At 70.3% G+C, this 26447-nt stretch carries 26 protein-coding genes and 1 tRNA gene; 12 read left to right on the top strand and 15 right to left on the bottom strand.

Going from position 1 to position 26447, the window contains the following annotated elements; translation table 11 throughout:
• Nucleotides 1-14 precede the first annotated feature (14 nt).
• From efeB to AB0M62_RS05825, 6 genes are all read right to left on the bottom strand, one after another.
• Nucleotides 15-1268, bottom strand: coding sequence for an iron uptake transporter deferrochelatase/peroxidase subunit (gene efeB / locus AB0M62_RS05850; RefSeq protein ID WP_366072863.1), 1254 nt, complete (start codon nucleotides 1266-1268; stop codon nucleotides 15-17).
• A 5-nt stretch (nucleotides 1269-1273) separates the two neighbouring features.
• Complete coding sequence (locus AB0M62_RS05845) at nucleotides 1274-3256, bottom strand: copper resistance protein CopC (RefSeq protein WP_366072862.1); 1983 nt, start codon at nucleotides 3254-3256, stop codon at nucleotides 1274-1276.
• Nucleotides 3257-3270: 14 nt separating this feature from the next.
• A complete protein-coding gene (locus tag AB0M62_RS05840) occupies nucleotides 3271-3735 on the bottom strand; it encodes a copper chaperone PCu(A)C (RefSeq protein WP_366072861.1) in 465 nt (154 codons plus the stop codon).
• Entirely contained in the window at nucleotides 3732-4385 is a 654-nt protein-coding gene (locus AB0M62_RS05835; protein ID WP_366072860.1) for an SCO family protein, read from the bottom strand. Before AB0M62_RS05835 ends, AB0M62_RS05840 begins: the two co-directional genes overlap by 4 nt.
• Before the next feature lie 29 nt (nucleotides 4386-4414).
• The gene (locus tag AB0M62_RS05830; RefSeq protein WP_366072859.1) at nucleotides 4415-5152 is read right to left on the bottom strand and encodes a YcnI family protein; all 738 of its coding nucleotides are present in this window, start codon (nucleotides 5150-5152) and stop codon (nucleotides 4415-4417) included.
• 90 nt (nucleotides 5153-5242) lie between these two features.
• Nucleotides 5243-6094 carry a hypothetical protein gene (locus AB0M62_RS05825; protein ID WP_366072858.1) on the bottom strand — a complete coding sequence of 284 codons (852 nt, stop codon included), beginning with the start codon at nucleotides 6092-6094 and terminating at the stop codon, nucleotides 5243-5245.
• Between the two features lie 203 nt (nucleotides 6095-6297).
• Here AB0M62_RS05825 and AB0M62_RS05820 point away from each other — a divergent pair, with 203 nt between their 5' ends.
• Nucleotides 6298-6750 carry an ATP-binding protein gene (locus AB0M62_RS05820; RefSeq protein WP_366072857.1) on the top strand — a complete coding sequence of 151 codons (453 nt, stop codon included), beginning with the start codon at nucleotides 6298-6300 and terminating at the stop codon, nucleotides 6748-6750.
• A 31-nt stretch (nucleotides 6751-6781) separates the two neighbouring features.
• Here AB0M62_RS05820 and AB0M62_RS05815 read toward each other — a convergent pair whose 3' ends face one another.
• Both AB0M62_RS05815 and AB0M62_RS05810 read right to left on the bottom strand, forming a co-directional pair.
• Nucleotides 6782-8254, bottom strand: coding sequence for an aminopeptidase P family protein (locus AB0M62_RS05815; protein ID WP_366072856.1), 1473 nt, complete (start codon nucleotides 8252-8254; stop codon nucleotides 6782-6784).
• An 86-nt stretch (nucleotides 8255-8340) separates the two neighbouring features.
• The gene (locus tag AB0M62_RS05810; protein ID WP_366073065.1) at nucleotides 8341-9831 is read right to left on the bottom strand and encodes a PP2C family protein-serine/threonine phosphatase; all 1491 of its coding nucleotides are present in this window, start codon (nucleotides 9829-9831) and stop codon (nucleotides 8341-8343) included.
• Nucleotides 9832-10358: 527 nt separating this feature from the next.
• Between AB0M62_RS05810 and AB0M62_RS05805 the strand changes: the two genes are divergently transcribed.
• Both AB0M62_RS05805 and AB0M62_RS05800 read left to right on the top strand, forming a co-directional pair.
• Nucleotides 10359-11033, top strand: a complete 675-nt coding sequence (locus AB0M62_RS05805) for a bifunctional DNA primase/polymerase (protein ID WP_366072855.1) — start codon at nucleotides 10359-10361, stop codon at nucleotides 11031-11033.
• Between the two features lie 134 nt (nucleotides 11034-11167).
• Nucleotides 11168-11728, top strand: coding sequence for a hypothetical protein (locus AB0M62_RS05800; protein WP_366072854.1), 561 nt, complete (start codon nucleotides 11168-11170; stop codon nucleotides 11726-11728).
• Nucleotides 11729-11954: 226 nt separating this feature from the next.
• On the opposite strand, the gene AB0M62_RS05795 is transcribed toward AB0M62_RS05800, so the two are convergent.
• The 3 genes from AB0M62_RS05795 to AB0M62_RS05785 form a co-directional block, all read right to left on the bottom strand.
• Entirely contained in the window at nucleotides 11955-12941 is a 987-nt protein-coding gene (locus tag AB0M62_RS05795) for a DUF5926 family protein (protein ID WP_366072853.1), read from the bottom strand.
• Between the two features lie 80 nt (nucleotides 12942-13021).
• Nucleotides 13022-13624, bottom strand: coding sequence for an ATP-binding protein (locus AB0M62_RS05790; protein WP_366072852.1), 603 nt, complete (start codon nucleotides 13622-13624; stop codon nucleotides 13022-13024).
• Between the two features lie 53 nt (nucleotides 13625-13677).
• Nucleotides 13678-14481, bottom strand: coding sequence for a glycerophosphodiester phosphodiesterase (locus AB0M62_RS05785; RefSeq protein WP_366072851.1), 804 nt, complete (start codon nucleotides 14479-14481; stop codon nucleotides 13678-13680).
• A gap of 197 nt (nucleotides 14482-14678) precedes the next feature.
• Here AB0M62_RS05785 and AB0M62_RS05780 point away from each other — a divergent pair, with 197 nt between their 5' ends.
• Nucleotides 14679-16082, top strand: coding sequence for a trypsin-like peptidase domain-containing protein (locus AB0M62_RS05780; RefSeq protein ID WP_366072850.1), 1404 nt, complete (start codon nucleotides 14679-14681; stop codon nucleotides 16080-16082).
• A 42-nt stretch (nucleotides 16083-16124) separates the two neighbouring features.
• Nucleotides 16125-16209 (top strand) — tRNA-Ser (locus AB0M62_RS05775).
• A 302-nt stretch (nucleotides 16210-16511) separates the two neighbouring features.
• Here the strand turns inward: AB0M62_RS05775 and AB0M62_RS05770 are convergent.
• Nucleotides 16512-16634, bottom strand: a complete 123-nt coding sequence (locus AB0M62_RS05770) for a hypothetical protein (protein ID WP_366072849.1) — start codon at nucleotides 16632-16634, stop codon at nucleotides 16512-16514.
• Here AB0M62_RS05770 and AB0M62_RS05765 point away from each other — a divergent pair.
• From AB0M62_RS05765 to AB0M62_RS05745, 5 genes are all read left to right on the top strand, one after another.
• The gene (locus AB0M62_RS05765; protein WP_366072848.1) at nucleotides 16615-16764 is read left to right on the top strand and encodes a zinc-binding dehydrogenase; all 150 of its coding nucleotides are present in this window, start codon (nucleotides 16615-16617) and stop codon (nucleotides 16762-16764) included. The genes AB0M62_RS05770 and AB0M62_RS05765 overlap by 20 nt on opposite strands.
• A 74-nt stretch (nucleotides 16765-16838) precedes the next feature.
• On the top strand, nucleotides 16839-18335 hold the full coding sequence (locus AB0M62_RS05760; RefSeq protein ID WP_366072847.1) for an ABC transporter substrate-binding protein: 1497 nt from the start codon (nucleotides 16839-16841) through the stop codon (nucleotides 18333-18335).
• Nucleotides 18336-18375: 40 nt separating this feature from the next.
• The gene (locus tag AB0M62_RS05755) at nucleotides 18376-20103 is read left to right on the top strand and encodes an ABC transporter permease subunit (RefSeq protein WP_366072846.1); all 1728 of its coding nucleotides are present in this window, start codon (nucleotides 18376-18378) and stop codon (nucleotides 20101-20103) included.
• A complete protein-coding gene (locus AB0M62_RS05750; RefSeq protein WP_366072845.1) occupies nucleotides 20093-21103 on the top strand; it encodes an ABC transporter ATP-binding protein in 1011 nt (336 codons plus the stop codon). Before AB0M62_RS05755 ends, AB0M62_RS05750 begins: the two co-directional genes overlap by 11 nt.
• Nucleotides 21100-21879: a dipeptide/oligopeptide/nickel ABC transporter ATP-binding protein gene (locus tag AB0M62_RS05745; protein WP_366072844.1), complete on the top strand. Its 780-nt coding sequence runs from the start codon at nucleotides 21100-21102 to the stop codon at nucleotides 21877-21879. The genes AB0M62_RS05750 and AB0M62_RS05745 overlap by 4 nt, the downstream gene beginning before the upstream one ends.
• 919 nt (nucleotides 21880-22798) lie before the next feature.
• Here AB0M62_RS05745 and AB0M62_RS05740 read toward each other — a convergent pair.
• The 3 genes from AB0M62_RS05740 to AB0M62_RS05730 all read right to left on the bottom strand — a co-directional run bounded on the left by AB0M62_RS05740 (nucleotide 22799) and on the right by AB0M62_RS05730 (nucleotide 23814).
• Complete coding sequence (locus tag AB0M62_RS05740; protein WP_366072843.1) at nucleotides 22799-23026, bottom strand: hypothetical protein; 228 nt, start codon at nucleotides 23024-23026, stop codon at nucleotides 22799-22801.
• Nucleotides 23027-23117: 91 nt separating this feature from the next.
• Nucleotides 23118-23345, bottom strand: a complete 228-nt coding sequence (locus AB0M62_RS05735; protein WP_366072842.1) for a hypothetical protein — start codon at nucleotides 23343-23345, stop codon at nucleotides 23118-23120.
• A 37-nt stretch (nucleotides 23346-23382) separates the two neighbouring features.
• Nucleotides 23383-23814, bottom strand: coding sequence for an Asp23/Gls24 family envelope stress response protein (locus AB0M62_RS05730; RefSeq protein WP_366072841.1), 432 nt, complete (start codon nucleotides 23812-23814; stop codon nucleotides 23383-23385).
• Between the two features lie 700 nt (nucleotides 23815-24514).
• Between AB0M62_RS05730 and AB0M62_RS05725 the strand changes: the two genes are divergently transcribed.
• Together AB0M62_RS05725 and AB0M62_RS05720 are read left to right on the top strand one after the other, a co-directional pair.
• Nucleotides 24515-24784 (top strand): hypothetical protein, encoded by a 270-nt coding sequence (locus AB0M62_RS05725; RefSeq protein WP_366072840.1) that lies wholly within the window; start codon nucleotides 24515-24517, stop codon nucleotides 24782-24784.
• A 773-nt stretch (nucleotides 24785-25557) separates the two neighbouring features.
• The coding region (locus tag AB0M62_RS05720; protein WP_366072839.1) for an ice-binding family protein at nucleotides 25558-26447 on the top strand (890 nt) is incomplete at its 3' end.

The raw sequence follows: 26447 nt of genomic DNA, 5'->3' as shown, positions 1-26447 counted from the left end.
TGGGCGGCAGGAGCTCACGACTCCAGCAGCCGCTGGCCGACGTACTCGCCGGGCCGCGCCCCACCGGGCACGGCGAAAAGCCCACTCGCCTCGTGCCGGATGAAGGGTGACAGCGCGTCGCCCCGGTCGAGCTTGCGCTGTACGGGCACGAATCCCTTCAGCGGGTCGGCCTGCCAGCAGACGAAGAGCAGGCCGGCGTCCGGTACCCCGTCCGGTCCGATGCCGTCGTGGTAGGAGAACGGCCGCCGCAGCATGGCCGCGCCGCCGTTCTGTTCGGGCGCGGAGATCCGGGCGTGGGCGTTGGAGGGGATGACGAGTTTCCCGTCCGGGCCGGTCTTGTCGAGGTCCATTTCGGTGGTTTCGCCACCGCCCGAAAGAGGAGCGCCATTCGATTTCTTCCGTCCGATGACCTGTTCCTGCTCGGCGAGGGCGAGCTTCTCCCAGTCGTCGAGGAGCATGCGGATGCGCCGGACGATCGCGTAGGACCCGCCTGCCATCCATCCGTACTCCGGTGCACTGCCCGCCGGCACGAAGATCCGCCGGTCGAAGTCGTCGTCGGAGGACTTCGGGTTGCCGGTGCCGTCGATCTGGCCCATGAGATTGCGGGCGGTCATCGGCCGGGCGGTCGCGCCGGGCGAACGGTTGAAGCCGTTCATCTGCCAGCGGACCCGGGCGGCCTCGCCCGCCCCCTTCTGGAGCGCGCGCAGCGCGTGGAAGGCCACCAGCGCGTCGTTCGCGCCGATCTGTACCCAGAGGTCGCCGTTGCTGCGCCCGGGGTCGAGCCGGTCGGAGGAGAAGTCGGGCAGTGGGTCGAGCTGGGTGGGCCGCCGTCCTGTGAGGCCGGTGCGGTCGAAGAACGTACGGCCGAAGCCGAACGTGATGGTCAGCGAGGAGGGTCCGGCGTCCTGGGCAATGCCGGTGTCCTGGCCGTCGGGGCCGACAGGCTCGCCCGCCATCAGCCGCTGCGCGGTGGCCGACCAGCGGCGCAGCAGCGCGGCGGCTTCCTTGCGCCCGGCGCCGGGTGCGAGGTCGAAGGCGACGAGGTGTCCCTTGGCCTGCATGGGGGTGGTGATGCCGGCCTGGTGCTCGCCGTGGAAGGCGCTGGCGGTGGAGCCGAGGGTGGTCAGTTCCGGCGCGGCGGGAGCGGGGTCCGAGGCGGCCGCGGCGTGTCCGAGTGCGCCGCCGGCCGCGCCGAGCGCGAGGCCGGCGGCGCCTGTTGCGCCGACTGCGCCGAGCAGTCGCCGCCGGGTGATGTCGTTGTCGGTCACGCCGGTCAGCCGATCTTCACGTTCTTCTTGACGGTCACTTGGTCGATGTCGGAGGAGCGCACGGTCAGTTCGATCTTCCAGTCGCCCGGCAGTGGGATCTGCACGCCGCTCGCGGTCCAGTGGCCGGTGGCGAGGCGGTCGGGCGTGATGGGGAGGGGGCCGATCCGCTTGGCCTCCAGGGTGAAGGCGACCTTCACTTCGGGGACGTCGAGCGGTTTGCCGTTCGGGCGGTCGAGCCAGACGTGCATCTCGTTGCCGCCGGTGCGGCCCGGGTCGAGTTCGAGGCGGGCAGTGCCCTTGCCGTCCTCGCCGCCGGTGTCGAAGGGGATGCTGATTTTCACGGGGCGGTCGGGTACGGCGGTGGACGCCTGGCCGCCGCCGCGGCCGGCCTCCTGCTCCTCGGCGCGGCCGGGCTCGGTGCTCGTCAGGACGGTCGTCACGGCCAGCAGCACCACCGCGACGGCTGCCTCCGCCAGTACGGAGCGGCGCAGTCCGGTCCGCTCGGCGTCGGCGTCGCGGATCCGCTTCTCGCGTGCGGTGGCGAGTACGGCCTTCTGGCGGGCGAGCTGGACGGCGCGTGCGGGGTCGTCGGGGACGGTGACGGGCTCGGGTACCTCGGCGGGATTTTCGGCCGGCTCCCCGGCGGGTACTTCGGCGGGTTCTTCCGCGCGGCCGCCGCCCGGCGCCTCGGGGGCCGCGGTCGCTGTGAGCCGGGCGGTCCACTTCCGGGAGATCCACGCGACGCCGACGAGTACGGCGACGAGCGCCACCTTCACGAGCAGCAACTGCCCGTACGACGTACTGGTCAGCGCGGACCAGGAGCCGACCTGTCGCCAGGACTGGTAGAGGCCTGTCGCGGCGAGCACGAGGACGCTGCCGAAGGCGATCCGGGAGAACCGCTGCACGGCGTCGCGCTCGATGCCCGGTGTCTGGTGGAGGGCGACGAGCAGTGCCGCCAGCCCACCCAGCCACGCGGCGACGGCGAGCAGGTGCAGGACGTCGACGGGCATGGCGATGCCGGGCTGGATGCCGGTCGAGGCGTGCTCGGACAGGGCCCAGGTGGCGGCGATGCCGGCGGCGACGACGGTGCCGCCGATGGCGAGCCCGAAGGTGAGGTCCTTCTTCTCGTCCGCCGCTTCGTCCGCCGCTTCTTTTCCGCGGGGTTCGTCGTCGGGGGAGGCGTCGCGTTTGGCGAACGCCCCGAAGAGGACGGCGACGAACAGCGCGGCAGCCCCGAGCAGCAGTAGCCGCGAGACGAGGGACGCGCCGGTCTTGGTGTCGAGTACGGCCTTGAGCCCGGTCAGGTCGAAGGCGTCTGCGAGTTTCCCGGATCCGGTGTACGGGTTGCGCAGCAGCAGCATCGCCAGCGTGGCGGCGGTCAGGGTCACCCAGCCCTGCACGACGAGGCGTTGCAGGGCCCGGACGCCTGCGCCGCGCTGCCAGCAGGCGAGGACGAAGGCGGCGCCGCCCGCCAGCAGGATGAACCCGGCGTAGGCGGCGTAGCGCGCGATGTCGTAGAGGACGCCGACCACGCCGCCGCCGGCCTGCTGTTCGGGCAGGTCGACGGTGGTCTGCGAGGGGGCGCCGATGGAGAAGGTGAAGGCGCCGGAGATGGGGTGGCTGTCGGCGGACACGGCCTGCCAGGCCACCGTGTACGTGCCGTTGGGCAGCCCGGAATGCAGGGCGACGCCGTACTTGACGATGTTGCCGCTGCACAGGTCGCGCAGTTCGCCGGTGTCGACGCGTTTCGCGCTGGGGTCCATCACGCGGATCGAGTCGTCGCCCATGGCGACCTGTTCGGAGAAGGTGAGGGTGACGTCCTGGGGTGCGCCCGCGACCACCGCCCCGTCCTTCGGGTTGCTTCCGGTCAGCGCGGCGTGCGCCGAGGCGGGGGTGGCGCCGGCGAGCAGGGTGCCCAGGAGGGCGGCGGCGACGAGCAGCAGCCGCACCAGTGGTGCGGCTCCGAAGCGGGGGGCGGTGGCCGTCATGACGTGTCAGTCCCTCACTGCTTCTTCGGGTTGTGCGTGGTCTCCTTCACGGGAAGCTCGACCTTGATGAGGCCGGCCTTCTCGAAATGCAGTTCCACCGAAACCTTTTCGCCCTGCTTCGGCTTCTGCTTCAGCTTCAGGAACATGATGTGGTTTCCGCCGCGCTCAAGATTCAGTTCGCCGTCGGCGGGGATGTCGAAGGATTCGACCTCCTGCATCCTCTGATCCTTGGTCTCGTGGATCTGGACCTCGTCGGCGATGTCGCTGGTGACCGAGGTGAGCTTGTCCGCGGTACCGCTGCTGTTCTCGACGGTGAGGAAGCCGGCCGCCATGTCGTCCATGACGGGCTCGGGCATGAACGCGCCGCTGACCTTCAACTCGGGCTTGCCGCCGGCGGCGTCGCTGTCCGAGGAGCAGCCCGCGAGCGTCATGGAGGCGCTGAGGGCTATGGCGGCGGCAAGGGTGGCGCGGCCGTTCACGGGTTCTCTCCCTTGACGATCTTCGGCAGGTCCTTGGCGTAGTCGTCGGACTCGGTGTCCTCGCCGTACAGGACGTACCCCTCGTCGTTTTTCGGGGAGAACGCGATGACCTGGGCCCCGTGCATGGAGACGACGCTGCCGTCCTTCTCCTTCGTGGCGGGGTCGATGCCGATGCCGAGAGTGCGGGCGCCGGCCTGGATGGTGGGGAAGTCGCCGGTGAGGCCGACGAAGGACGGGTCCTGGGCCTTGAGCCACTCGCCGAGTGAGGCGGGGGTGTCCCGCTCGGGGTCGGTGGTGACGAAGACGACGCGCAGGTTGTCCTGATCGGCCTTGGGGAGCGCCTTCTTGGCGATGGCGATGTTGCTCATGGTCAGCGGGCAGACATCGGGGCAGTTGGTGTAGCCGAAGTAGATCAGCGTCGGCTTGCCCTTGGTCTGTTCGCGCAGGTCGTACTTCTTGCCGGTGGTGTCGGTGAGGACGAGGTCCGGCTTCTCGAACGGCCGGTCGAGTACGGTCGCGGCCTTCGTCTTCGCCTGGGCCGAGACGTCGGCGACGGGGCTGTCGCTCCTGTCGTCGGCGCCGCCGCAGGCGGACAGGGTGAGTGCGGCCGCGGCCACGAGGGCAGCGGTGAGCACGCTCTTCTTGCGCATGGGGATGTGTCCTGTGGTGAGGGGGTCGGTCAGGAGCTGCGGCGGCGGCCGGCAAGGACACCGAAGGCGACGCCCGCGGCTCCGACGGCGATGCCCACGCCGGCCAGGACACGGGCGGTGGTGTCAGTGCTGTCGGAGGCGGCGGCCTTCTGGTGGTCGTCGTCCTTGTGGCTCGTGGCCTTGTCGTCGGAGGTGTCGTCGGCCTTGCCGCCGGACGCGCCGCCGTGGTGCCCCTCGCCGGTCGGCTCGGTCAGCTTCAGTACGGGGGCCGGGTTCTGCGGCTCCTCCCCACCCTCCTTGGGCTCCTCGATCCAGCGCACGACCTCCTTGTTGTCGTACGTCTGGAGAGACTTGAAGACCAGCTGGTCGGCGTCCTCGGGAAGCCGGCCAACGGAGAGGGGGAACTGCTGGAACTGTCCAGGAGCGATCTTTCCGCCGGTCCAGGTGACCTTGGAGACGGCCTCCTTGATCTCCTTGCCGTGGACCTTGAGCGGCTTGGTGAGCTTGGCCTTGGTGACTTCGACCTGCCAGCCGGGCACGGGCTGCGGCATCACGGACGCGAGCGGGTGATCGGTCGGGAAGGTGACCTCGAGCTTGTTGGTCGAGGCGTTGTCCCGCTCGTTGGGGACCTTGAAGCTGATGGTGGCGTAACCGCCCTTCTCGGCCTGGCCGGGCTGCACGCTGACGTGCGCGAAGGCAGGGCCCGACAGCAGCAGGACGGCGGAAGCGGCGACGGCGCCGGCGGCGGCGAGACGTGAGACGTTCATGGCAGAAACACTCCACAGGCAGTGAGGAACGGTGGGTTGGCGCGCGGGTGCGCGCGCACTCGCGGCACCGCTCCCGTGGAGAGTGCCGCGTCAGGCCGCGCGTACGAGTTCGATGACGCGTACGGGGGCGGGCGCCGGCGGCCCGCGTCTGATCACCGTGTGCTGGAGTACGGCGCCGCCTGCGTGCAGGGGCGTGGCCTGAGGGGTACGCGGGCCATGCGCACCCCGTACGGGCGCCCCCGGCAATCCGGTGCGCAGCGCCCGGACGAGGCAGAGGGCGGCGCGCAGCGCCCTGACGAGCGTCGCTGCCGCGATCTCGCCCATGCCGTGTGCGGAAAGCCGGACCACCCGGGTCAGCGCGGCGTCGCCGCGGCTGAGGAGCCAGCCCGTGGCCAGGGCGGCCAGCAGGTGTCCGAGCAGCATGGGCAGGGAGGGCAGTAGTCCCGCGGCGGGGTCGGCGGCGTTCGCGGCGGTGCCGGTGTGCTGGTGCGCGGCATGGCCCGCGGCCGGGCCGAGGCCCGCGGCGGTGAGCACCTGGCGGGCCTCGGCCGGACTCAGCGGTACGGCGTTGCCCCCGCACACCAGCTTGGCGGCCAGCGAGGCGAGCGCGGCCGACGAGGCGTCCCGGGAACTGTCCGAGAAGCCCCGTCCGGCCGGCGCGGTGTGCTGACCGAGCCCGAACAGGGCGTGCAGGGCGAGCTGTCCGCCGGCCAGTGCGCCGGAGACGGCCGGCAGTGAGCGCGTCCGTCCGGCCAGCGGCGCGGCGGCGGCGAACACGGCGAGGAACCCGGCGCCCAGCGCCCACCAGGGGACGGTCGCGCAGGAGGCGAGCGCATGCCCGGCCGCGGACAGCACGACAAGGACCGCGGTGAACACCGCGGCCCTCAGCAGCCGCAGACCGGCTCCGGCGTGCGCGACCGGTGTCGCGCCAGGGGTAGGCATGGCCGGGCCATCATCGCACTGCCGTCCGGCCCTCCATACGGCAGGTCCGGAACCTCCCATCCGTCCCTGTACGCCGTACATACACCGGCGTAAGGGGCGGGCGCGTCCGCCGAATGAGCGCTATCACAGGCGCGGGGTGCTTACGGACCGCTACTAGCGGCAATACGTATCGGTATGTCGAGCCGCAGCCAGGAGGCTGGAGCATGAGCATCTGGTGGTCTCTCCACTTGCGGCGCGAGGCCGCGAGCGTACCGCTCGCCCGAAAGCTTCTTCTCGGGACCATGGAGACCGCGGGGGTGGATCCGGACATCTCCTACGATCTGTCGGTCGCGCTCAGCGAAGCGTGTGCGAACGCGGTCGAGCACGGTGGGGACGACGGGTCCGGCGCATCCTCGGGGGCCTACCGGGTCACCGCCTACCTCGACGGTGAGAAATGCCGTATCGAGGTCACCGACTCGGGTCCGGGTTTTCCCGCACGTCGGGCTCCTCGCACCGCTGTCCGTCCGCCGGCCATGGCAGAGCACGGCCGGGGCCTGTGCCTCATCGAAGAGCTCGCCGACCACGTCCACTTCAGGAACAAGCCGGGGTGCGGCGCGGTGGTGAGCTTCGACAAGATCCTCAAATGGCGCGAGGACGCGCTGCTCAGAGTGTCCTGAGCAGCGCGCCCTCGCGGCGCGTGCGGTCCGGTCAGGCGCTCTTGGCCTGCTTGGTGGCCGCCATCCACGCCTCGACCTCGTCGGCCTGTCGCGGCAGGGCCGCGGACATGTTCCGGTTGCCGTCCTCGGTGACGAGGATGTCGTCCTCGATCCGGACGCCGATGCCGCGGTATTCCTCGGGCACGGTCAGATCGTCGGCCTGGAAGTACAGGCCGGGCTCGACGGTGAGGCACATCCCAGGCTCGAGCGTTCCGTCGACGTACGCCTCGGTGCGCGCGGCGGCGCAGTCGTGGACGTCCATGCCCAGCATGTGGCCGGTGCCGTGCAGGGTCCAGCGACGTTGCAGGCCGAGCTCGAGGACGCGCTCGACGGGGCCCTCGACGAGGCCCCATTCGACGAGCTTCTCGGCGAGCACGCGCTGCGCGGCGTCGTGGAAGTCGCGGTACTTGGCGCCGGGCTTAACGGCCGCGATGCCGGCTTCCTGGGCCTCGTACACCGCGTCGTAGATCTTGCGCTGCAACGGTGTGAAGGTGCCGTTGATCGGCAGGGTGCGGGTGACGTCGGCGGTGTAGAGCGTGTGGGTCTCAACGCCTGCGTCGAGCAGCAGCAGTTCGCCGGAGCGGACGTCGCCGTCGTTGCGCACCCAGTGGAGGGTGGTGGCGTGCGGGCCGGCGGCGCAGATCGAGCCGTAGCCGATGTCGTTGCCCTCGACGCGGGCGCGCAGGAAGAAGGTGCCCTCGATGTAGCGCTCGCTGGTCGCCTCGGCCTTGTCCAGGACCCTGACGACGTCCTCGAAGCCGCGGACGGTCGAGTCGACCGCCTTCTGCAGTTCACCGATCTCGAAGGCGTCCTTCACGGCGCGCGCCTCGGAGAGGTGGACGCGCAGTTCCTCGTCGCGCTCGGCGGTGACCTTGTCGGTCAGCGCGGCCTGGATCGCGGCGTCGTGGCCGCGGACGCACCGGACCGGGCCGGTGGCCTCGGTGAGGGCGGCGGGGAGTTCGCGCACGTCCTTGGCGGGGATGCCGAGGAGCTGTTCGGCCTCGGTGAGGGAGTGCCGACGGCCGACCCACAGCTCGCCCTGGCCGTCGAGCCAGAACTCGCCGTTGCCGCGGTTGGAGCGGGGCAGCAGGTAGACGGTGGCCTCGTGCCCGCCGTTCGTCGGCTCCAGGACCAGGACGCCGTCCTGGGTCTGGTCGCCGGTGAGGTACGCGTACTCGGTCGAGGCGCGGAAGGGGTACTCGGTGTCGTTCGAGCGGGTCTTCAGGTTGCCCGCGGGAATCACCAGGCGCTCGCCGGGGAAGCGCGCGGAGAGCGCGGCGCGGCGGGCGGCGGTGTGCTGCGCCTGCGCGATGGGCTCGAGGCCGTGCAGCTCGCTGTCCGCCCAGCCTGACTGCATGTTCTCGGCAAGCTCGTCGGAGACGCCCGGGTACAGGCCGTTCTTCCGCTGCTTGATGGGTTCTTCGTCAGCTGCTTCCGGGGTCTCCGGGATGAGCTCCTCAGCCACGTCTTCTCCTCGATACGGCACTGGACCCTGGCAGGTCCCATCCATCGTATGTGTGAGCGGAAGACGGCCCGGAAACATGTGAGAAATCAGTCAAAGCGGGCAGTGAGCAGCACGATGTCCTCGCCCGAGTCGACGGCGTCGAGACCGTCGGGCAGCACGGTCCGCAACACATGGTCCGCGATCGCCCCCGGATCGTCCCGGATGCTCTTGGGGACGCTCGTCGCAGCCGAGTGCAGCCGCGCGAAGGCCCGGTCCATGGGCTCGCCGGTGCGGTGCAGCAGCCCGTCGGTGTAGAGCAGCACCGTTTCTCCGGGCGCGGGCTCGACCTCCACGCTCGGTGCCTCCCAACAGGACAGCATTCCCAGCGGTGCGGACAGCGAGGTCTCCACGAACTCCGTCCGCCGTTCACCGATGAGCAACGGCGGAGTGTGGCCCGCGCCGGCCAGCACGATCTTGTGGCGGGCGGGTTCGCAGTACGCGAAGAGCGCGGTCGCCGAGCGGGCGGGCTCGGTCAGCCGCAGCAGCAGTTCGAGGTCGGAGAGTACGGCGACCGGGTCCTCGCCCTCCATTACGGCGTACGCGCGCAGGGACGCCCGCAGCCGGCCCATCGCGGCGACCGCGCTGGGCCCCGAGCCGGTGACCGAGCCGACGGCGAGTCCGAGCGCGCCCTCGGGCAGCGGCAGCGCGTCGTACCAGTCGCCGCCGCCGCGGGGGCAGGTGCGGTGCCGGGCGGCGAGCTGTACTCCGGCGACCCGGGGGAGGCGGCTGGGCAGCAGTTCCTCGGCGATGGTGGCCACCTGGGCGCGGGCCCGTTCCAGCTCCAGGATGCGGGCGAGGTGCTCGGTCGCGTACCGGGCGTAGAGGCCGACCAGGTGGCGCTGGCGCTCGACCGGCTCGGCCGGCTCGTCGTAGAGCCACACGGCAGCGCCCAGCCGGCCCGCCGCCTCGGCGGCCAGCGGCACGGCGTAGCTGGCGGCGTAGCCGAGCCGGGCCGCGACCTCGCGGTGGCGCGGGTCGAGCCCTTCCTCGCCGAGCAGGTCGGGGTGTGCTCCCTCACCGTCCGGCAGGCCGTCCAGGATGCGGCCGTACGAGGTCGCGCTGCGCGGCACGGTCTCGATGTGGCCGAGGTCGGCGTGGGCGAGACCGAGGCCGATGGTGGTGCTGGGGCCGAGCCCGTCGGCCGGTTCGAGGACGACCAGGCCGCGGCGCGCGCCGACGAGGGCCGCCCCGGCGCTCAGCAGTTCCTTCAGCGTCTCTTCGAGGCCGCTGCTGCGGGCCAGCCGTTCGGTGAGCTCGTGCAGCGTGGTGAGGTCGGAGACCCAGCCGGCGAGGCGGTCCTGGATCAGCGCGCCCGGGGCAGGCGGGGCCGTCCGGTCCGCGGGGATGGGCGCCACAGTGTGCGCGGGGGTGGGGACGGCCGGGTCGATTCCAGCCACTTTCGGCAGATGGGGGGCGCTCATGGCAGTCGCCTTTCCGCCGGGTGCGTTCTGCTCAATAGCATCGCAAACCCCCATGTCATTCTGCGCCGCTATCAATGCATCCACATCTACACGCAGATGTGAGCCGATGTCCAGCATTGCCCAGCTGGCATTCCTGGTGTCTGTGGGGCCATATCGGCGCATCCGGCGGATGGTGAACTTGGCTGAAAAATGCATCAGGTGAGGAGCTTTTGCGGTCGACTGAGGGCGTTCGACAAGGGGGATCCTCCCAGGACGAAGTCCCGGGGGGAGCGTCATATCGAGCGTGCGGGGTACGTAATCGGTGATGGTCAGGGGCAGTTGGGGCCGTCCCGGAACCTGGCGGCAGGCCTCGGCGTCCTTACCGGAGCGGGTCGCGCCGCATCCCCGAGTGGCGGGACAAGTTATCCCCGGACGGCATCCGGTGTACACGGAGCAGTAAGCGCCACGCCCGCGCCACCCCCCGCCAGGTGTTTGATGGACACAGCCCAGTTCGACTTCGCTCGACGCTCGACTGAGTAGTCACCCGTGCCGCAGGCCGGCCGGGGCGTTCGGAAGCGATGACGCGGAACTTTGTACGTGTAGTGAAGTGATGCACACACGGTGTGATGTGGCCCTCGGCGTTCAACGGAAAGGAACGAGCGCTCATGCGCGAGATCCTCGGAAGGCGACGCAGGCTCCTGTTCCGGCGAAATGGGAAGCCTGCCCTGCTCGGCGCGGCGCTGACCTGCGCAACTGAATGGAATTGGCCCGTACTCCCGGGTGTGGGAACGGCACCGGCCGGAGGCCGGGGGCGCCGTTGTGCCTGTCCGGATGCCGAGTGTGCGGTGCCCGGGGCGCACCCCTTCGACCCCGGTCTGCTGGCCGCCTCCACCGACGAGCGCATGGTGCGCTGGTGGTGGACCAACCGCCCGACCGCCCCGGTCCTGCTTGCCACCGGCGGCCGCGCCCCCTGTGCGGTGAGCCTGCCCGCTGTGGCGGGCGCCCGCGCCCTGGTCGAGCTCGACCGGATGGGCATGCGGCTCGGCCCCGTCGTCGCGACGCCTACCCGTTGGTCGCTGCTGGTGGCGCCGTACTCGCTGGAACAGCTCGGAGAGCTGCTGCATGCCAAGGACTGGGTGCCCAGTTCGCTGCGTTTCCACGGCGAGGGCGGCTATCTGCTGCTGCCGCCGTCCGAGGCGGGCACCGGTCAGGTGAGCTGGGAACGGGCTCCGCTCCCCGGTTCCGCACGGCCGTGGCTGCCTGACGTCGTTGCGGTCGTGGACGCACTGGTCCAGGCCAGCACCAGCGCGCCGGACGGCGGGAGCCGGCTGGCCTACTGACGGCGGTCACTCGTACGGGTGTGGGCTGGGCGGAGTTCCCAGGTAAACGGGCGCGCGGTCGCCTCATGCCATAGTTCCGTCGCTATCTTCGGCTCACCGTCTTGATTTCCGGCCGTCGACAGGTGGAACGCGCCATGAATCTCCGCATGCTCGGGCTCGCGGCCGTCGTGGTGTTCACCGCCCTGCTGCCACTGGCGGGCGCCTCGGCCGGCCCGGAGGGGCGGTCCGGCTCCCGGGAAGCCCGTCCCGTACAAGCGGACGACAAGAGGCCTGTACGAAAGACGCCGCCCGATTCTCTTCTGTCCGGAATTGAGCTTTCTGGCACGAAAGAAAGCGAGATGCCGCAAACGTCCGCCCAATGCGGTCCCGAACTTTTCTCGCCGACCGGCGTGGAGGCGCAGACCTGCGTGCTGACCAGCTCCCAGGACGGCACCTGGGCGCGCACCTATTACCGCAATGCCACCGGCACGGAACTGCGGGCCGCGCTCTCCCTGATGGGGCCGGACGGCCGTACCGTGCAGATCAACTGCGCGGTGGGTGCGGAAGACGAGCCGGATACGTGCGAGACGCCGCGCGAGGCGACGGAGGGAATGCCGGGCGCCTACACGGCGGTAGCGGAATTCGCTGCTCCGAATGTCGGCGATCCGCTACTGCTGCGCTCGGGCAGTAACCCGGCGTCCACGACGGGCAGTTGAGTCGTATCGCGTCACGCGGAGGGCGCCGCCGAAATTGCGGCGGTATGGCGGAGAACACGGACGCCCGGTCGCTGGCGACGGGGGATGCACCAGCGACCGGGCTACTGGAACGGTAACAAGAGATCGGCAGTTCGCAAATTCGATCTCAGGCATTCGGACATCGATTTATAGCCCATAACCAGGAGTTGTGACCGGAGTCACCGGACTGGCTGGTCGGTCGGTGCCGTCAGCTCAGCGTCACCTGGCGATTGGTGAGCCCGCCGCGCGCCCGCCGCTCGTCCGCGCTCAGGGGGGCGTCCGTGGCGAGTGCACGCGCCAGCCGCTCCGCGAACTCCGCCGCCGGCTGCTCCACGTCCTTCGCACCCACCCCTGTCGGCAGGTCCCAGACCGGGACCATCAGGCCGTGCGCACGGAACGAGCCGACCAGGCGGGTGCCTTCGCCGAGGCTCGACGTACCCGCGGCGTGCAGCCGGGCGAGCGCGTCCAGCAGCTGCTCCTCGGGGTGCGGCATGACCCACCGGAGGTGGTTCTTCTCGGGGGTCTCACACCAGTACGCGGCCTCGACGCCGGAGAGCTTGACCGTGGGAATGGCGGCCTCGTTCGCGCGCTCCAAAGAGGCGGCGACCTCGGGCGTGGCGTTCTCCCAGTCCGGGAGCCAGAATTCGAAGCCGCTGTGCACAACCGGCTCGAAAGGACCCGCCGGGTCGAGCAGATCCTGCAGCCGCGGACCGGTGGGCGCGACGCGCTGGGCCGCGACGGGCGTGCCGGGCTTCGCGACCAGCGCGCGCTGGAGAGTGTCCGCCAGATCGCGGCTCAGGTCGCTGGAGGTCGTGTCGTTCTGCAGGCCGACCAGTACGGAGCCGTCGTCGCGGCGCAGCGCGGGCCAGGCCATCGGCAGTACGGTCGCCAGAGTCACCGACGGAACGTCTTCGGGGAGCCCGCCCTTCAGCGTCAGTGCGATCGTCGCGGCGGGCACGAGCTCGCGCAGCGCGACCCAGTCGCACTCGCCCGGCAGCCCCTCGAACGGGCGCTGGACCAGCTCCGTCACCGCGTGTGCGGCGGCCCGGCCGTGGCAGGCCTTGTAGCGGCGGCCGGAACCGCACGGGCAGGGCTCCCGGGCGCCCACCACCGGATAGTTCTCATCAGTGCCCCCGGCACGGGCCCCTGTGGCGAGCTGCGGCTGCTTGGCCTTGGTCTGGCGCTTCTTGGCCATCGTGGGTGTCTCCCGAGTGCGGCTTTGCTGACGGGCGCGAGCCTAGTCGCTCGCACGCGCCGCAGGCCGGAACCGGCTCGTCACTCCAACTCCTCCAGCGACGTGGCGAACTCGATCACCGGTGGCGCCGCAACGCGCGTAGCGAAATCATCGTGCCGATGCCCCTCGCTGACGATCACCCACACGGTGACCTCGCCCGCGGCGCCGTCCCGTACGCCCCAGTCCTGCGCCAGCGCGCTGATGATGTTGAGCCCACGGCCGCCACGTGCGGTGACCGAGGGCGTGGCCGGAACAGGGCGGGTGGGCCCGCCTCCGTCCGTCACTTCGACTGTCAGCCGGCCCGCCTGGTCGACGCGCCACGCGGCGCGGATGTCGCCGTCGCCGACCTCCCGTTGCCCCAGCGGTCTGCCATGCCTGCAGGCATTGCTCAGCAATTCGGAAAGGATCAGAACTGCATCGTCGACGACCGAGTCGGGCACCCTGCTGATACGCAATTGTTCGCGCATCCGGTGCCTCGCCTCTCCCACGCCCGCAGGACCATGGGGTACGGCCATGCTCGACGACGTGGGCACTTCTTGTGCCACCACCAACGCCACCCCCGGAACCTCCTTAGCCCCACGCCACGGTGTGAATGCCCCAATGGACTGGACCGGAAACCGGCCAAGCGGAGGCCAGTGACGCACTCGTAACGATCGGATACGGACCGGATGCGCCGGGGCACACCCCGTAACAGGGACTATGTGCGGCCAAGTTGGGTCAGGACCTGCCGGGGGCGGTTCGTGATGATCGCCTCGATGCCGAGATCGACGCACAGCTGGACGTCCTCCGGCTCGTTGACCGTCCAGACGTGCACCGAGTTGCCGGCGCGCTGCAGCCGCTCGACGAAGCCGGGGTGGTTGCGGACCGTTCGGATGCCCGGTCCGGCGATCCGTACCCCGGCGGGCAGCCGCCCGTCGCGCATCCGCGGCGAGATGAACTGCATCAGATAGACGGTGGGGATGTCCGGCGCCGCGGCGTGAACCCGGTGCAGCGAGCGCGCCGAGAAGCTCATGACCCGCACCGGGGACGGCCCGTCGGCGGGCGGCGCGTCGAGGCCGAACCGCTTGAGGAGGTGGAGCAGCCGCTCCTCCACCTGGCCCGCCCAGCGCGTGGGGTGCTTGGTCTCGATGGCCAGCTCGACCGGGCGTCCCGCGTCGGCGACCAGTTCGAGCAGCCGCTCCAGGGTCAGTACCGAGGTCCGCTCACGGTCCGGGTCCCAGTCCGGGGACTCCTCCCGGTCCTTCCACGAGCCGAAGTCCAGGGCGGCGAGGTCGGCCAGCTCGAGGGCGGAGACGGCGCCGCGGCCGTTGGAGGTGCGGTTCACCCGGCGGTCGTGCACACAGACGAGGTGGCCGTCGGCGGTGAGCCGGACGTCGCATTCGAGGGCGTCCGCACCGTCCTCGATTGCTTTTCTGTACGCGGCCAGGGTGTGCTCGGGGGCGTCCTCGGAGGCGCCCCGGTGAGCGACGACTTGGATGGTCTGCTGCCGTGCGTGGGTCACCGCGTCATGGTGCCACCGTCCGGAGTCCCGATGTGTACGGCCACTGTGCGGATGCGTCCGTATTGTCGGAGATAAAGGATGGCGACGGGACTCACAGGTCCGGCTTACAGTGCTCTGACGGCCCATGGGAAAAGCTGTTCCCAGTCACGCGTGCAGCCGGCCGTCACATCAAGACGCCGTGGAACGAGGAGAGAGCTGTGAACACCGAGAACGAGGGCCCCGCGGTACCTGGCTCCCCCGCGGCCCCGTCCGCACCTCCCGTGCCGGTGGCCGCTCCCGCGCCCGAGCCCGTAGCGCAGGCCGACCGGCCGACCGATACGCAGTCCGCGACGCCGACGGGCGCGCCGGCCGACCCGCCGGCCGGTCCGCCGACGGGCGGTGCCGCCGGGTGGCCACCGCCTCCGGCCGCGCTCCCCCCATACGGAGCCGGCGGCGGGGGGCCTGTATGGGGAGCCCCCCAGCCGACGCCGTCCCCCGCGGGCGGCCCGAGGCGCTCGGGTGGTCTGGTGTCCGCGGTCGTGGCGGCAGCGCTGGTCGCGGGCGGGATCGGCGGCGGAATCGGCTACTGGGCAGCCGAGAGCAGCGACAACTCCGGCGGCTCCACCACCATCAGCGCGCCGCAGAGCCAGGCGGACCTGAAGCGGGAACCCGGCTCGGTCGCCGGCCTCGCGGCCAAGGCGCTGCCGAGCGTGGTCACCATCGACGCTGAGGGCGGAGAGGGAGAGGGCGGCACCGGCACCGGCTTCGTCTACGACAAGCAGGGCCACATCCTCACCAACAACCACGTGGTGGCGTCCGCCGCCGACGGCGGGAAACTCTCCGTGACGTTCTCCAACGGCAAGAAGTACGACGCACAGGTCATAGGACGCGCCGAGGGCTATGACGTCGCCGTACTGAAGCTGAAGAACGCCTCCGGACTCACCCCGCTCCCGCTGGGCAACTCCGAGCGGGTCGCGGTCGGCGACTCGACGATCGCGATCGGCGCGCCCTTCGGTCTGTCCAACACGGTCACGACCGGCATCATCAGCGCGAAGAATCGTCCCGTCGCCTCCGGGGACGGCTCGGGCGGCAAGAACTCGTACATGAGTGCCCTGCAGACGGACGCGTCCATCAACCCGGGCAACTCCGGCGGCCCGCTGCTCGACGCGCGTGGGGCGGTCATCGGCATCAACTCGGCCATCCAGTCGGCGGGCAGTGGCGGCCTGGGTGCGACGCAGTCGGGCTCCATCGGCCTCGGTTTCGCGATCCCGATCAACCAGGCGAAGAACGTCGCGGAGCAGCTGATCAAGACCGGCAAGCCGGTCTACCCGGTGATCGGCGTCTCGGTCGACATGCAGGCCGAGGGCGACGGCGCCAAGATCTCCGAGCAGGGCAGCGGCAGCACGACCGCGGTGACCCCGAACGGCCCGGCAGCCAAGGCAGGCCTCAAGCCGGGGGACGTCATCACGAAGCTGGACGACACGGTCGTCGACAGCGGCCCGACCCTGATCAGCGAGATCTGGACCCACAAGCCGGGCGACAAGGTGAAGCTCACCTACGAGCGCGGCGGCAAGACGACGACGGTGGATGTCACCCTGGGCCAGCGCGAGGGCGACAGCTGACCGGCTAGGCTGTCCTCGCGCCACCGTCGGTCGGTGACGCGGGGTGGGTTGCCCGAGCGGCCTAAGGGAACGGTCTTGAAAACCGTCGTGGCGCGAGTCACCGTGGGTTCAAATCCCACACCCACCGCAGCAGGTCAGCGTATGCGCTGGTCAGAAGGGGTGTCCCAGTTCTGGGGCGCCCCTTTTTCGTGGGGCCCGTCTCACCTTGATTCGCCTCTGTACCGCTTTGGATCATCGTGTGTGGACCAGGCGTGGACCAGGATTCCGCCGAAGAGAGCCCGGAAACTCGCAGGTCACACCCGTGCTCTGAAGAGGCGTGAGGACCAGGACCACGCTGTGCCCGAGAGCACGAAAGGCACCACCCCCGACCCGTAGGTGGGTGGGGGTGGTGCCTTTGCGGCCCGCAGCCGGGCCGTGGTGCTTGTGTTCCTACTCCTCCTCCTCTGCTGCCTCCAAGGCCCGCTCGATCTGCTGGTTCGAGCGCTGCTGGCTGCGGTGAATAGCCTTGGCGTAGAAGCGGAAGAGGACCGCGATGCTATGGCCCGAGGTCACCCCGGTCATGGACCGGACCTATCCGTTGAGCGAGGCGCCCGAGGCGATCCGGTATCTGGAAATGGGGCACGCGCGAGCGAAGTCGTCATCGCCGTGTAAGGGGTCCTGGCGTAAAGGACCCTGGGAATAATTGAATATGATTGTCATGTGCTAGGTTCGGGTGTGCCCTCCAGCGCCCCCGTCCCATGGCCTGAAAGTCTCCCCATGCACCCGTCCAAGCTCCTGCCCCAGGGCTCCCTCGCCGCCATCTCGGCCCTCCTCCTCACCGGCTGCTTCGCCTCCGGCGCCGACAGCGCCGGAGGTGACTCCAACGGCGAGCGCCGCATCAGGCTCGCGATGATGCAGCCGCCGCGGGCCGGGCTCTCCCCGCTCAGCGACGATGCCTTCAAGCTCTCCCGGTGGTCGACGGCGGAAACCCTGGTCACACTCGACAAGGACGGCGACCCCCGGCCCGCCCTGGCCGCCAAGTGGCAGCGCAGCGACCCCCGTACGTGGACGTTCACCGTGCGCGAGGGCGTCACCTTCCACGACGGCACCGCGCTGACCGCCGAGGCCGTCGCCCGCTCGCTCACGCGGGCCGCCACCGCCGCCCCCAAGCCGCGCATCCTCGACGGCGTCGGCCTGACGGCCGCGGCCGAGGGCAACACCGTGCGGGTCACCACCAGCGACGCCGATCCGCTGGTCCCCCAGCGGCTCTCCTCGCCGCAGTTGTCGATCCTCGCGGCCAAGGCGTACCAAGGAAAGACCGTCAACCCGGTCGGCGCGGGCACCGGCGCGTTCGTGCTGACGAAGGTGAACGGCACCAGCTCCGCCGCCCTGGACCGCAATGAGAAGTACTGGGGCGGCCGGGCCAAGGCACCCGGAATCGACGTGCGGTTCATTCCCGACGGCACCGCCCGCGCCGCCGCGTTGCGCAGCGGCGAGGCCGACATCGTCGAATCGATCCCCGTCTCCCAGGCGCCGCTGCTCGCCGAGAACCAGATCACCGAGGTGCCGATGCCGCGCACCAACACCCTGTACCTCAACACCGAGAAGGGGGCCTTCAAGGACCCGGCGATACGCGCCGCCGCCCGCGTGGCGATCGACGCCAAGGCCCTGGTCTCCGGGGTGTACGAGAACCGCGCCGACGTCGCCGAGGGCCTGCTGGGACCCGCGCTGCCGTGGGCGAAGCAGCGCCAGGGCCGCACCGCCGCCACCGCCCCGGGCAAGGCGAACGGCGCCACCATCACCATCGGCACCTTCACCGACCGCGCCGAGCTGCCGGAGGTCGCGGCCAGTCTCCAACAGCAGCTCCAGAAGGCCGGCTTCAAGGTGAAGCTGGACATCCGTGAGTACGCCAACATCGAGCAGGACGCGCTGGCCGGAAAGTTCGACGCGTTCATCTTGTCCCGCGCGACCATCCTGGACTCCGGCGACCCGACCGCGTACCTGCAGAGCGACTTCGGCAGCGAAGGCTCGTTCAATATCGCCCAGCTCTCCGACCCCGCCGTGGACCAGGCGCTGCGGAAGGCGTCGGCCACCCCCGCGGGTGACGCCCGGCGCGCCGCGATCCTGGCGGCGGAGACCGCGGTCCTCAACTCCGATGCCGCGCTCCCGCTGCTCCATGAGCGGGTCATCCAGGGCGACGCGGCGCATGTGGTGGGGTCGGTGAAGGACCCGCGCGAGCGTGAGTTGATCAGCATCGCCACGCATATCTCATGAGAGCGCAACTCATGAAGGCTCAACTCATAAGGGTCATCTCATGAAGGCTGCGCTGACTCGCGTGACCGGGTTGGCCGCGGTGACGGCCTGTGTCGGGCTGCTGCCCTGGCTCTCGGGGCGCGACCCGGCGCTCACCGTGCTCCGCGCCCGCTCGGCCGAACAGGAGCCCACCGCCGAGGCGCTGGCGTCGATCCGGGACGATCTCGGGCTCGGCGCGGGGCCGCTCAGCCTGCTCGGCGACTGGGCGGGCGGCCTGGTCCGCGGCGACCTCGGCACCTCCTGGGTGTCCGGCGCCGATGTGCTGCCGTCGGTGCTCTCCGGGCTCGGTGTCTCGCTCGGGCTCATGGGCGCGTCCCTGCTGGTGGCGCTGGTGACGGCGACCGCGCTCTGCGCCGTACCGCTGGTACGCGGGGCACGCGCCACAGCACGCCACCGGTCCGGGACGGCCGCGGCGATCCTGGTGTCCCTGCCGGAGTTCCTGCTCGCCACCGTCGGACTGCTGGTCCTGGGGGTGTGGTGGGGGCTGTTGCCGACCTCCGGCTGGCAGGGGCCGAGCCATCTGGTGCTGCCCGCGCTGGCGTTGGGCATTCCCGCGGGCGGACTGCTCGGGCGTCTCGTCGACGACGCGCTGCCCGCGGTCTTCGCGGAGCGCTGGACGGAGTTGTGGCGCGCCTCGGGAGTCACCGCTTGGCGTATCGCGGCTGCCGCGCTGCGCCGGTCCCTGCCCTCCGTACTGCCCCAACTCGAACTGGTCGCCGTCGGCCTGACGGGCGGCGCGGTCGCCGTCGAGACCGTATTCGCCATTCCCGGCATTGGACGTACGGCGCTGGGCGCGGCCAAGTCACAGGATCTGCCGATGCTCCAGGGCGTCGTGCTGGCGCTTCTCGTGCTCGGGCTGCTGGCGGGCGCGCTCACCCATCTGGTACGACGGCGGCTGCTCGGCCCCGGCCTGCGCGACGCGCAACTGGCGCTGGCCGCACCCGCGCCGCCCGTCCCCGGACGGCTTCGTACCGCCGTGCCCATCGTCCTCGGGGCGGCGCTGACCGCAATCGTCGGCGCGGGGCTGCTGCGCGATCCGTACGCCGTGGACACCGCGCTCCGGCTGGCCGCCCCCTCCGGGGCGCATCCGCTGGGCACCGACGGGCTCGGCCGGGACGTGCTCGCGCGGATCGGGCACGGCGCGGCGGCGACCGTCGGCGTCGCCTTCGCGGTCTGCGGGGTCAGCTGCCTGCTGGCGCTGGCGATCGGCTTTCTGCCGTCCGTCGCGGCGGGCGCGTCGGACATCGCCAACGCGCTGCCGCCGGTGATCGTGGGCATCTTCGTCTCCGCCGCCCTCGGGCCCGGCACGGGCGGCGCGTCGCTGGCGGTCGCGCTGGTCTCGTGGCCGCCACTGGCCGCGCACGCCGCCGCGCTGGTCCAGGAGGTGCGGGCCTCCGGCTTCCTCGCGGCGCAGCGGGCGATCGGTTCCAGCCGGTTCTGGATCCTCACGCGTCACGTCCTGCCCTCGGTGGCCGGGCCCGTGGTGCGGCACGCCGTGCTGCGGCTGCCGGGCATCGCGCTGGCGCTGGCCTCGCTCGGCTTCCTGGGGCTCGGCGCGCAGCCGCCCGCGCCCGAGTGGGGGCTGCTGCTGGACGAGTCGCGTGCGTATATGGAGCGCGCGCCGTGGGCGGCCCTCGCCCCGGCGGGCGCGCTCGCCCTGCTCGCGGGCCTGGCCGTATCGCTGGCCGCACTCCCCCTGACCCGAAGGCGCAGCACCCATGCCGCATGACACCTCTGCCCTGTTGTCCGTACGCGATCTGCGCATCGCCCTGCCCTCGGGCACCCTCGCCGTACGCGGGCTCTCCTTCGATGTGCGCGGCGGTGAAGTCCTGGCCCTCGTCGGCGAGTCGGGCGCGGGAAAGTCGCTGACCGCGCGCGCGGTCCTGGGGATGCTGCCGCGCTCCACCCGGGTCACGGGCAGCGTGCGGCTGGGGGAGCTGGAGCTGCTCGGGGCGCGCCGGGCTGTGTATGCAGGCCTGTGGGGGCGGCGTATCGGATACGTACCACAGGACGCGCTCTCCGTGCTGTCGCCGGTGCACACCGTCGGGGCGCAACTCGCCGCCGTCGTACGGTCGGTCAGCGGGGTGAGCCGACAGGCGGCGCGCGAGCGGGCGGTCGCCGCGCTGGAGCGAGTGGCGATCCCGGATGCGGCCCGCCGCGCCCGCGCGTATCCGCACGAGTTCTCCGGCGGGATGCGTCAGCGCGCGGCCATCGCGATGGCCATGCTCAACGAGCCCGAGCTGCTGATCGCGGACGAGCCGACGACCGCGCTCGACCCGTCCGTCCAGCGGCAGGTCCTCGACGTCCTGGCGGCACAGCGCGAGGCGACGGGCGCGGCGCTCCTGCTCATCACCCACGACCTGGGAATCGTCGCCGACCGCGCCGACCGGGTGCTGGTGATGTACGCGGGACGGCACGCCGAGTCGGGGCCGGTCGAAGGCGTCTTCGCCCGCCCCCGGGCTCCGTACACCGCCGGGCTGCTCGCCTCGCTGCCGCCCGAGGAACCGGTGCCCGGCCGCAGACTTCCGGCGATCGCCGGGGTTCCGCCCTCGGGCCCGCTTCCGGGGTGCGCGTTCGCGCCGCGCTGCCCGCTGGCCGACGAACGCTGCCGTACACAGGAGCCCGAGCCGACGCCGGCCGGGCCCGGCGGGTCGCTGGTCTCCTGCCACCACTTGGCGCGACTCCCTTTCCCTGCCGATGACTTGTTCCTGAGGGACGGAGTCGTATGACCACCCTGCTCAGCGTGCGCGACCTGGTGGTCCGCTATCCGGGCCGTAACCGCCGGGTGCCGCCCCGGCTCGCCGTCGACGGGGTCTCCTTCGAACTGGCCGCCGGTCAGACGCTGGCCTTGATCGGCGAATCGGGATCGGGCAAGTCGAGCACCGCCTCGGCGGTACTGGGGCTGCGCCGCCCCGAAAGCGGTGAGGTGTGGTTCGACGGGCACGAGCTCACAGCCCTGGACGAGCCGCAGCTGCGGCCGCTGCGCCCGCGGTTCCAGCCGGTGTTCCAGGACCCGTACGGCTCGCTGAGCCCGCGTCGGCGGATACGGGACGCGGTGGCCGAACCGCTGCGCGTCCAGGGCCGCTGGGATCCGCGCTCCGGACCGCGCCGGGTCTCCGAACTGCTGGAGCTGGTCGGCCTGGACGCGACGGCACACGGCGATCGACTGCCGGACGAGCTGTCCGGGGGCCAGTGCCAGCGGGTCGGCGTGGCCCGCGCGCTGGCGAGCGACCCCCAACTGCTCGTCCTGGACGAACCGGTGGCCGCGCTCGACCCATCCGTACGGGCCGGGGTGCTCAATCTGCTGACGGACCTACAGGAGCGGCTCGGGCTGGCGTACCTACTCATCTGCCACGATCTGGCACTGGTCCGGCACATGGCGCACCGGGTGGCGGTGATGCAGGCCGGCCGCATCGTGGAGACGGCGTCCGCGCAGGCGCTGTACGGGGCGGCGGAGCACCCGCACACGAGGGAACTGCTGGCGGCGGCGCGGCGCGGTGCCTAGGAGAACGACCCGTGGACGGTCTGCGGCTACCTGCCGTGCTGGATAACCCGAGGGTTGCAGTCAGGGTTGCATTCACCCCCGTTCAGCCCGGTCCTGTCGTCGAAGATCGAACCAATCCGCCGCAGGTCAGGACACTGGCGGGCCAGCCCGTACCCCCGGACGAACGGTTGGAAAGCGTGTTGGGGGCAACCCCTCACGAGTTCGAATCCTCTATCCCCCGCAACGGCTGGCCGTCCTTCTGGCCAACAAGCTCTACTGCCCCCAGGATGGCCTGCCGCTGACCGTTGACAACCGAAGTACGGAAGGGGATTGCGCGCACTGGTATTCCCCTGACGTCGGTCAGAGCAGCCGCCTGCGCGAGAACGATTCGCGGGGGCGCCAGTCTGCCCATCGGACGCGCCCGTGGACCAGGTGTGGACCACGGGACTACCTCAGCCCCATGACGGGCCGAGAACCAGCAGGTCAGAGTACGTAGGGGCGCCACGATTTCGCACCCTCTTGAAAACCGTCGTGGCAGCGATGTCACCGTGGGTTCAAATCCCACCCACCGCCAGGGCCTATAAGGCCAGGTGAGAGGGGGTGTCCGGAGCTTCCGGACACCCCCTCTTTTCGATTTCGTCTCGAACTGTCTCACGCGGATCCCGGTTCCGATCAGGGCGTGTGGGCCAGCGGCGGGCCAGGATTTGCGTCTGGGGGCCTACTCGGATCGAGTCAGACTCCCGGGGTGCCCGGAAGCCGACCAACCAACGGTGAAGCCGTCGCCAGCTTCCATGGGGCTGTACTGAGCCTGCGAAGAGAAGTGAGTGGACTCCCTCGGCGAAGCTCATCAGTGTTACGTGCAGCCTCGACATCGCCCTGGAGTACTCATTCCGAGCCTCCGAACGGCCTCGCCACAACTCGGAGACCGACTGGGGCGGCGTCATTGACTCACCGCGCCGTTGGCTCCCTCCTTGTAGCCCACCTTCACGGCGATGCGCATCCATGCTTCGCCGAGCACGGCCGGTCGGCATTCGGCAGGATCGCCGTCTCGTCCTTCGTCGTTCCGCTCGGGTGCCCGCCGCACGGACGTCGTCACGCCTGGCGTCCAGCGGCCGGGCGGTACGTGGCCGGCCGATTCGGTGAACCGGCTCAGCGCCTCGCGGTCCACCCGGGAAGCGATCTCCGTGACGACCCAGTCGGCGACGGTAGTCGCACCCCGCTCCCCGCGGGGACGCCCGGGCGCCGATCGGCTTCACTGGTCACTGCTGCCAGTCTCTCCGAGCCCGTCGCCGCTCATCGCGGATCCGCTGCTGGTTGTCACGGCGGCGGATGAAGTCGCTCGGTTCCAAATCACCTTCCATCAACCGCCCGGCCACGAGTCCGACGACGCCCAGTCCCAGCACCAGCAGGAAGGCCCCGAAGCCACCGAAATGCGCGGCGAAACCCAGCGCCATTCCGGCAATCAAGCCCACCACGCCCCTGCTCATCACGCGCTCCTTCACTCAAGCAGCCGGCTCCGGCCGGCTACTGGACCCGCTGCCGCTCTTCCCCTTCGTCCTCCTCGTCGGGCAGCTTCACATCACTGACCATGATGTTGACTTCCACGACTTCCCGACCCGCCATCCGCTCCACTGCGGAGATCACGTTCTCCCGCACTGCACTGGCCACGTCCGTGATCGAGATGCCGTAGTCGACGACGATCTCCAGATCGATGGCCGCCTGCTCCTCTCCGACCTCGACACTGACCCCGCGCGTGGCGGATTTGCCACTACCGGCGCCGGGCATCCGCTCCCGCATGGACCCCATCGAGCGCGCGAACCCACTGCCCAGGGCATAGACGCCGAGCACGTCCCGCGCCGCCATTCCGGCGATCTTCTCCACCACCACATCGGCGACGGTCGTCCGGCCGCGAGAGCCGGGCGCACCGCCGGGCTTTACGCCGGTGTTCTCAGTCATCGGGCCATTCCTCCCTTAGGAGCTCACCTAGCACTCTTTGTTCGGATTATATTCGTTTTAGTGCGTTCTATTCGAAGTTCGGACCATGGGACGGGTGGTCGAACGAGTGGCACGAGCGCCCCTGCCCGGAGTCCTCGCGGACACTCCGGGCGCAGTGCGGCAGGAAGAGAACCGCGGCCATGGAAGAAAAGAGGGTGAGAGGTTGGTGACTGAGGTGCGGACGCAGGCAACGCGGCGCCATCTCTACCTTGGCCGTCTACTCCCGCTCGGCGGGCCCGACGACGGGACGTGGATCACCGAGCAAGCGGCCGCCCGGGCTCTCAGGCGCACGGCCGCTGAGATTCCCGGCCTTTGGCTGGAGACCCTGCGCATCGGAACGGCACCACTTGAGCCCGTGTCCGAGCCGACCGTCCGTCCACCGGCCAGCGCGCTACCGCCTGGCCCGCTCAGGATCGAGGCCGCCTTCTCCGCGTCCATGGGGCAGCCGCTGCCTCAGACCGCCGAACAGTTGAGGACCACACTGCTCGGCGCGGCCGCTGAACAGCTCGGCCTGGCCATCGTGACAGTTGATCTGCGCGTCACAGACCTCCTCGAAGGCCCGGAGGCAGCCGTCAGGTCACAGACCTCGGACAGCGCCGTGAGACCCCCGCCGGAAACTGCAGCCACGCAAAGCTCGCCCCCAGCGCCCGGAACAGGACCCATGCGGGGGCCCAACGGGGAGCTGGCCGACGTCGCGGCGGCCGTTCCCGGCGTCGCCCGCCTCACCACCGTGCTGGGAAGCCGCCCGGTCAAGGTGGAGCAACATGACGATCCACCCGGCCGGCACATCGAGGTCCAGCTCGCGGTCGCCCCCGGACACCATCCACTGGAAGTCGCCCGCGCCGTCCGGGCAGCGGTAGCCGGCGCAGCCACCAGTGAGACCCCGGGCCCGGTCACCACCGCCGTCCTCATCACAGAAACCGCAGCCTGAGCTGAGGGGTTGTCCCTTATGGGGTGTGAGTCAGCCCGGAGTACCGATCGATCCACAGCCCGCGAAACGCGAGGGTGCCGCCCTGCCCGCGGTGGGCAAAGCGGCGCCGTAGTCACTGCGGTGAGTGGTGTGGCTACTCCTCGTCTGCTGCGTCGAGAGCTTGCTCGATCTGCTGGTTAGACCGTTGCTGAGTGCGATGGATGGCCTTGGCGTAGAAGCGGAAAAGAACAAGGATGCTGTGCCCCGCTCGGCGAGCCACCTCGGCCGGGGAGACTCCCGGTCGCTTCAAGACCCCAAGGGACGATATGGGATGGGGGCGGTACCAGCAGTGGAACCGAGCCGGCCATGTCGGCCTGACCCGCCGGACGCACGCGTGCGCTCGGCTCACGGGCCCGGCGCTGTGGGCCCCTGACTGATCTCGGAATCCGCATCCGGCCTGGCATATGTTTTTTCCGGCCTGCGCCATCCAGGGGACATGTGGTGCCGCTTGTTCAATGTCGCAGAAGACGGAGGAGCATTCGGAGCCGAAATCGTCTTCTGCCTCTGACGTCAATGACTGCATCGACGGTGGCTTGCCGCGCGAGTCGAATGACACCCAGTCGGCTCAATATTTGTCGTACATTCTTCGATTCATACGGTGAGTTCCAGCGACATCCCCGGATGAATCGTAACCGGGTGGGGGTGTCTGCGTAATATGCCGCCCGGCAGAAGAGGCGATTCCGTTCGACGAGGAACGCCGGACGTCACCACCCCCCACAGGAGTTGGCTCCTTGATGACACTGAATATTCCCGATGCGCCGCATCGGCGCACAATGACGGCCTGGATCGCGGGGGTACTCACCCTGCTGGTCGCCTTTGCAGTTGTGGCAGTGACGCCTACGCGGGCAAATGCAGCAACATTCGTACAACTGGGTACCGCGACACCCTTCGCGGTGCTGGCCGGTACGGCTGTCACCAACACCGGTGCTTCTGTGATCACCGGAGACGTCGGCGTAGATCCGGGGGAGGCCATTGGAGGATTTCCGCCCGGCATTGTGGTGGGCGGGACGTTCCACGCCGGTGACGAAGTGGCTGAGGACGCGAAGGCCGACCTGGTCACGGCGTACAACAACGCCTTCGCCCAGCCCACGGAGTTTGCCCTTTCCGCGGCGCCGGTGACTCCGACGCTGATTCCGGGCACCTACGCCGTTGAGTCCGGTCTCCTGGTCAACGGTGTCTGGACCCTGGACGCCCAGGACAACCCCGATGCCGTCTGGGTATTCAAGGTTCCTGCGGGCCTGACAACGGCAACCGGGAGCAGCGTGGTGCTCCAGAACGGCGCCCAGGCGTGCAACGTGTTCTGGGTGACCGACGAATCGGCCACGATCCAAGCCGGCTCCAACTTCGTGGGCACCCTCATGGCGCTCACCTCGATCACGGTCGTCAATGGGGCGGACATCGAGGGGCGGGTGCTGGCCCGCAACGGGGCCGTGACGCTGGACACCAACGTGATCACCAGGCCGGCGGGATGTGACGCCCCCCCCACCACAACGACTACTACCACCACCGCCGCTGACGCTGCGGGTGCTGACGCTGCGGGTGCTGACGCTGCGGGTGCTGACGCTGCGGGTGCTGACGCTGCGGGTGCTGACGCTGCGGGTGCTGACGCTGCGGGTGCTGACGC

It is taken from the genome of Streptomyces sp. NPDC051219 (genome assembly GCF_040682335.1).
GTDB lineage: Bacteria > Actinomycetota > Actinomycetes > Streptomycetales > Streptomycetaceae > Streptomyces.
This window is presented reverse-complemented; position numbering and strand designations above follow the sequence as displayed.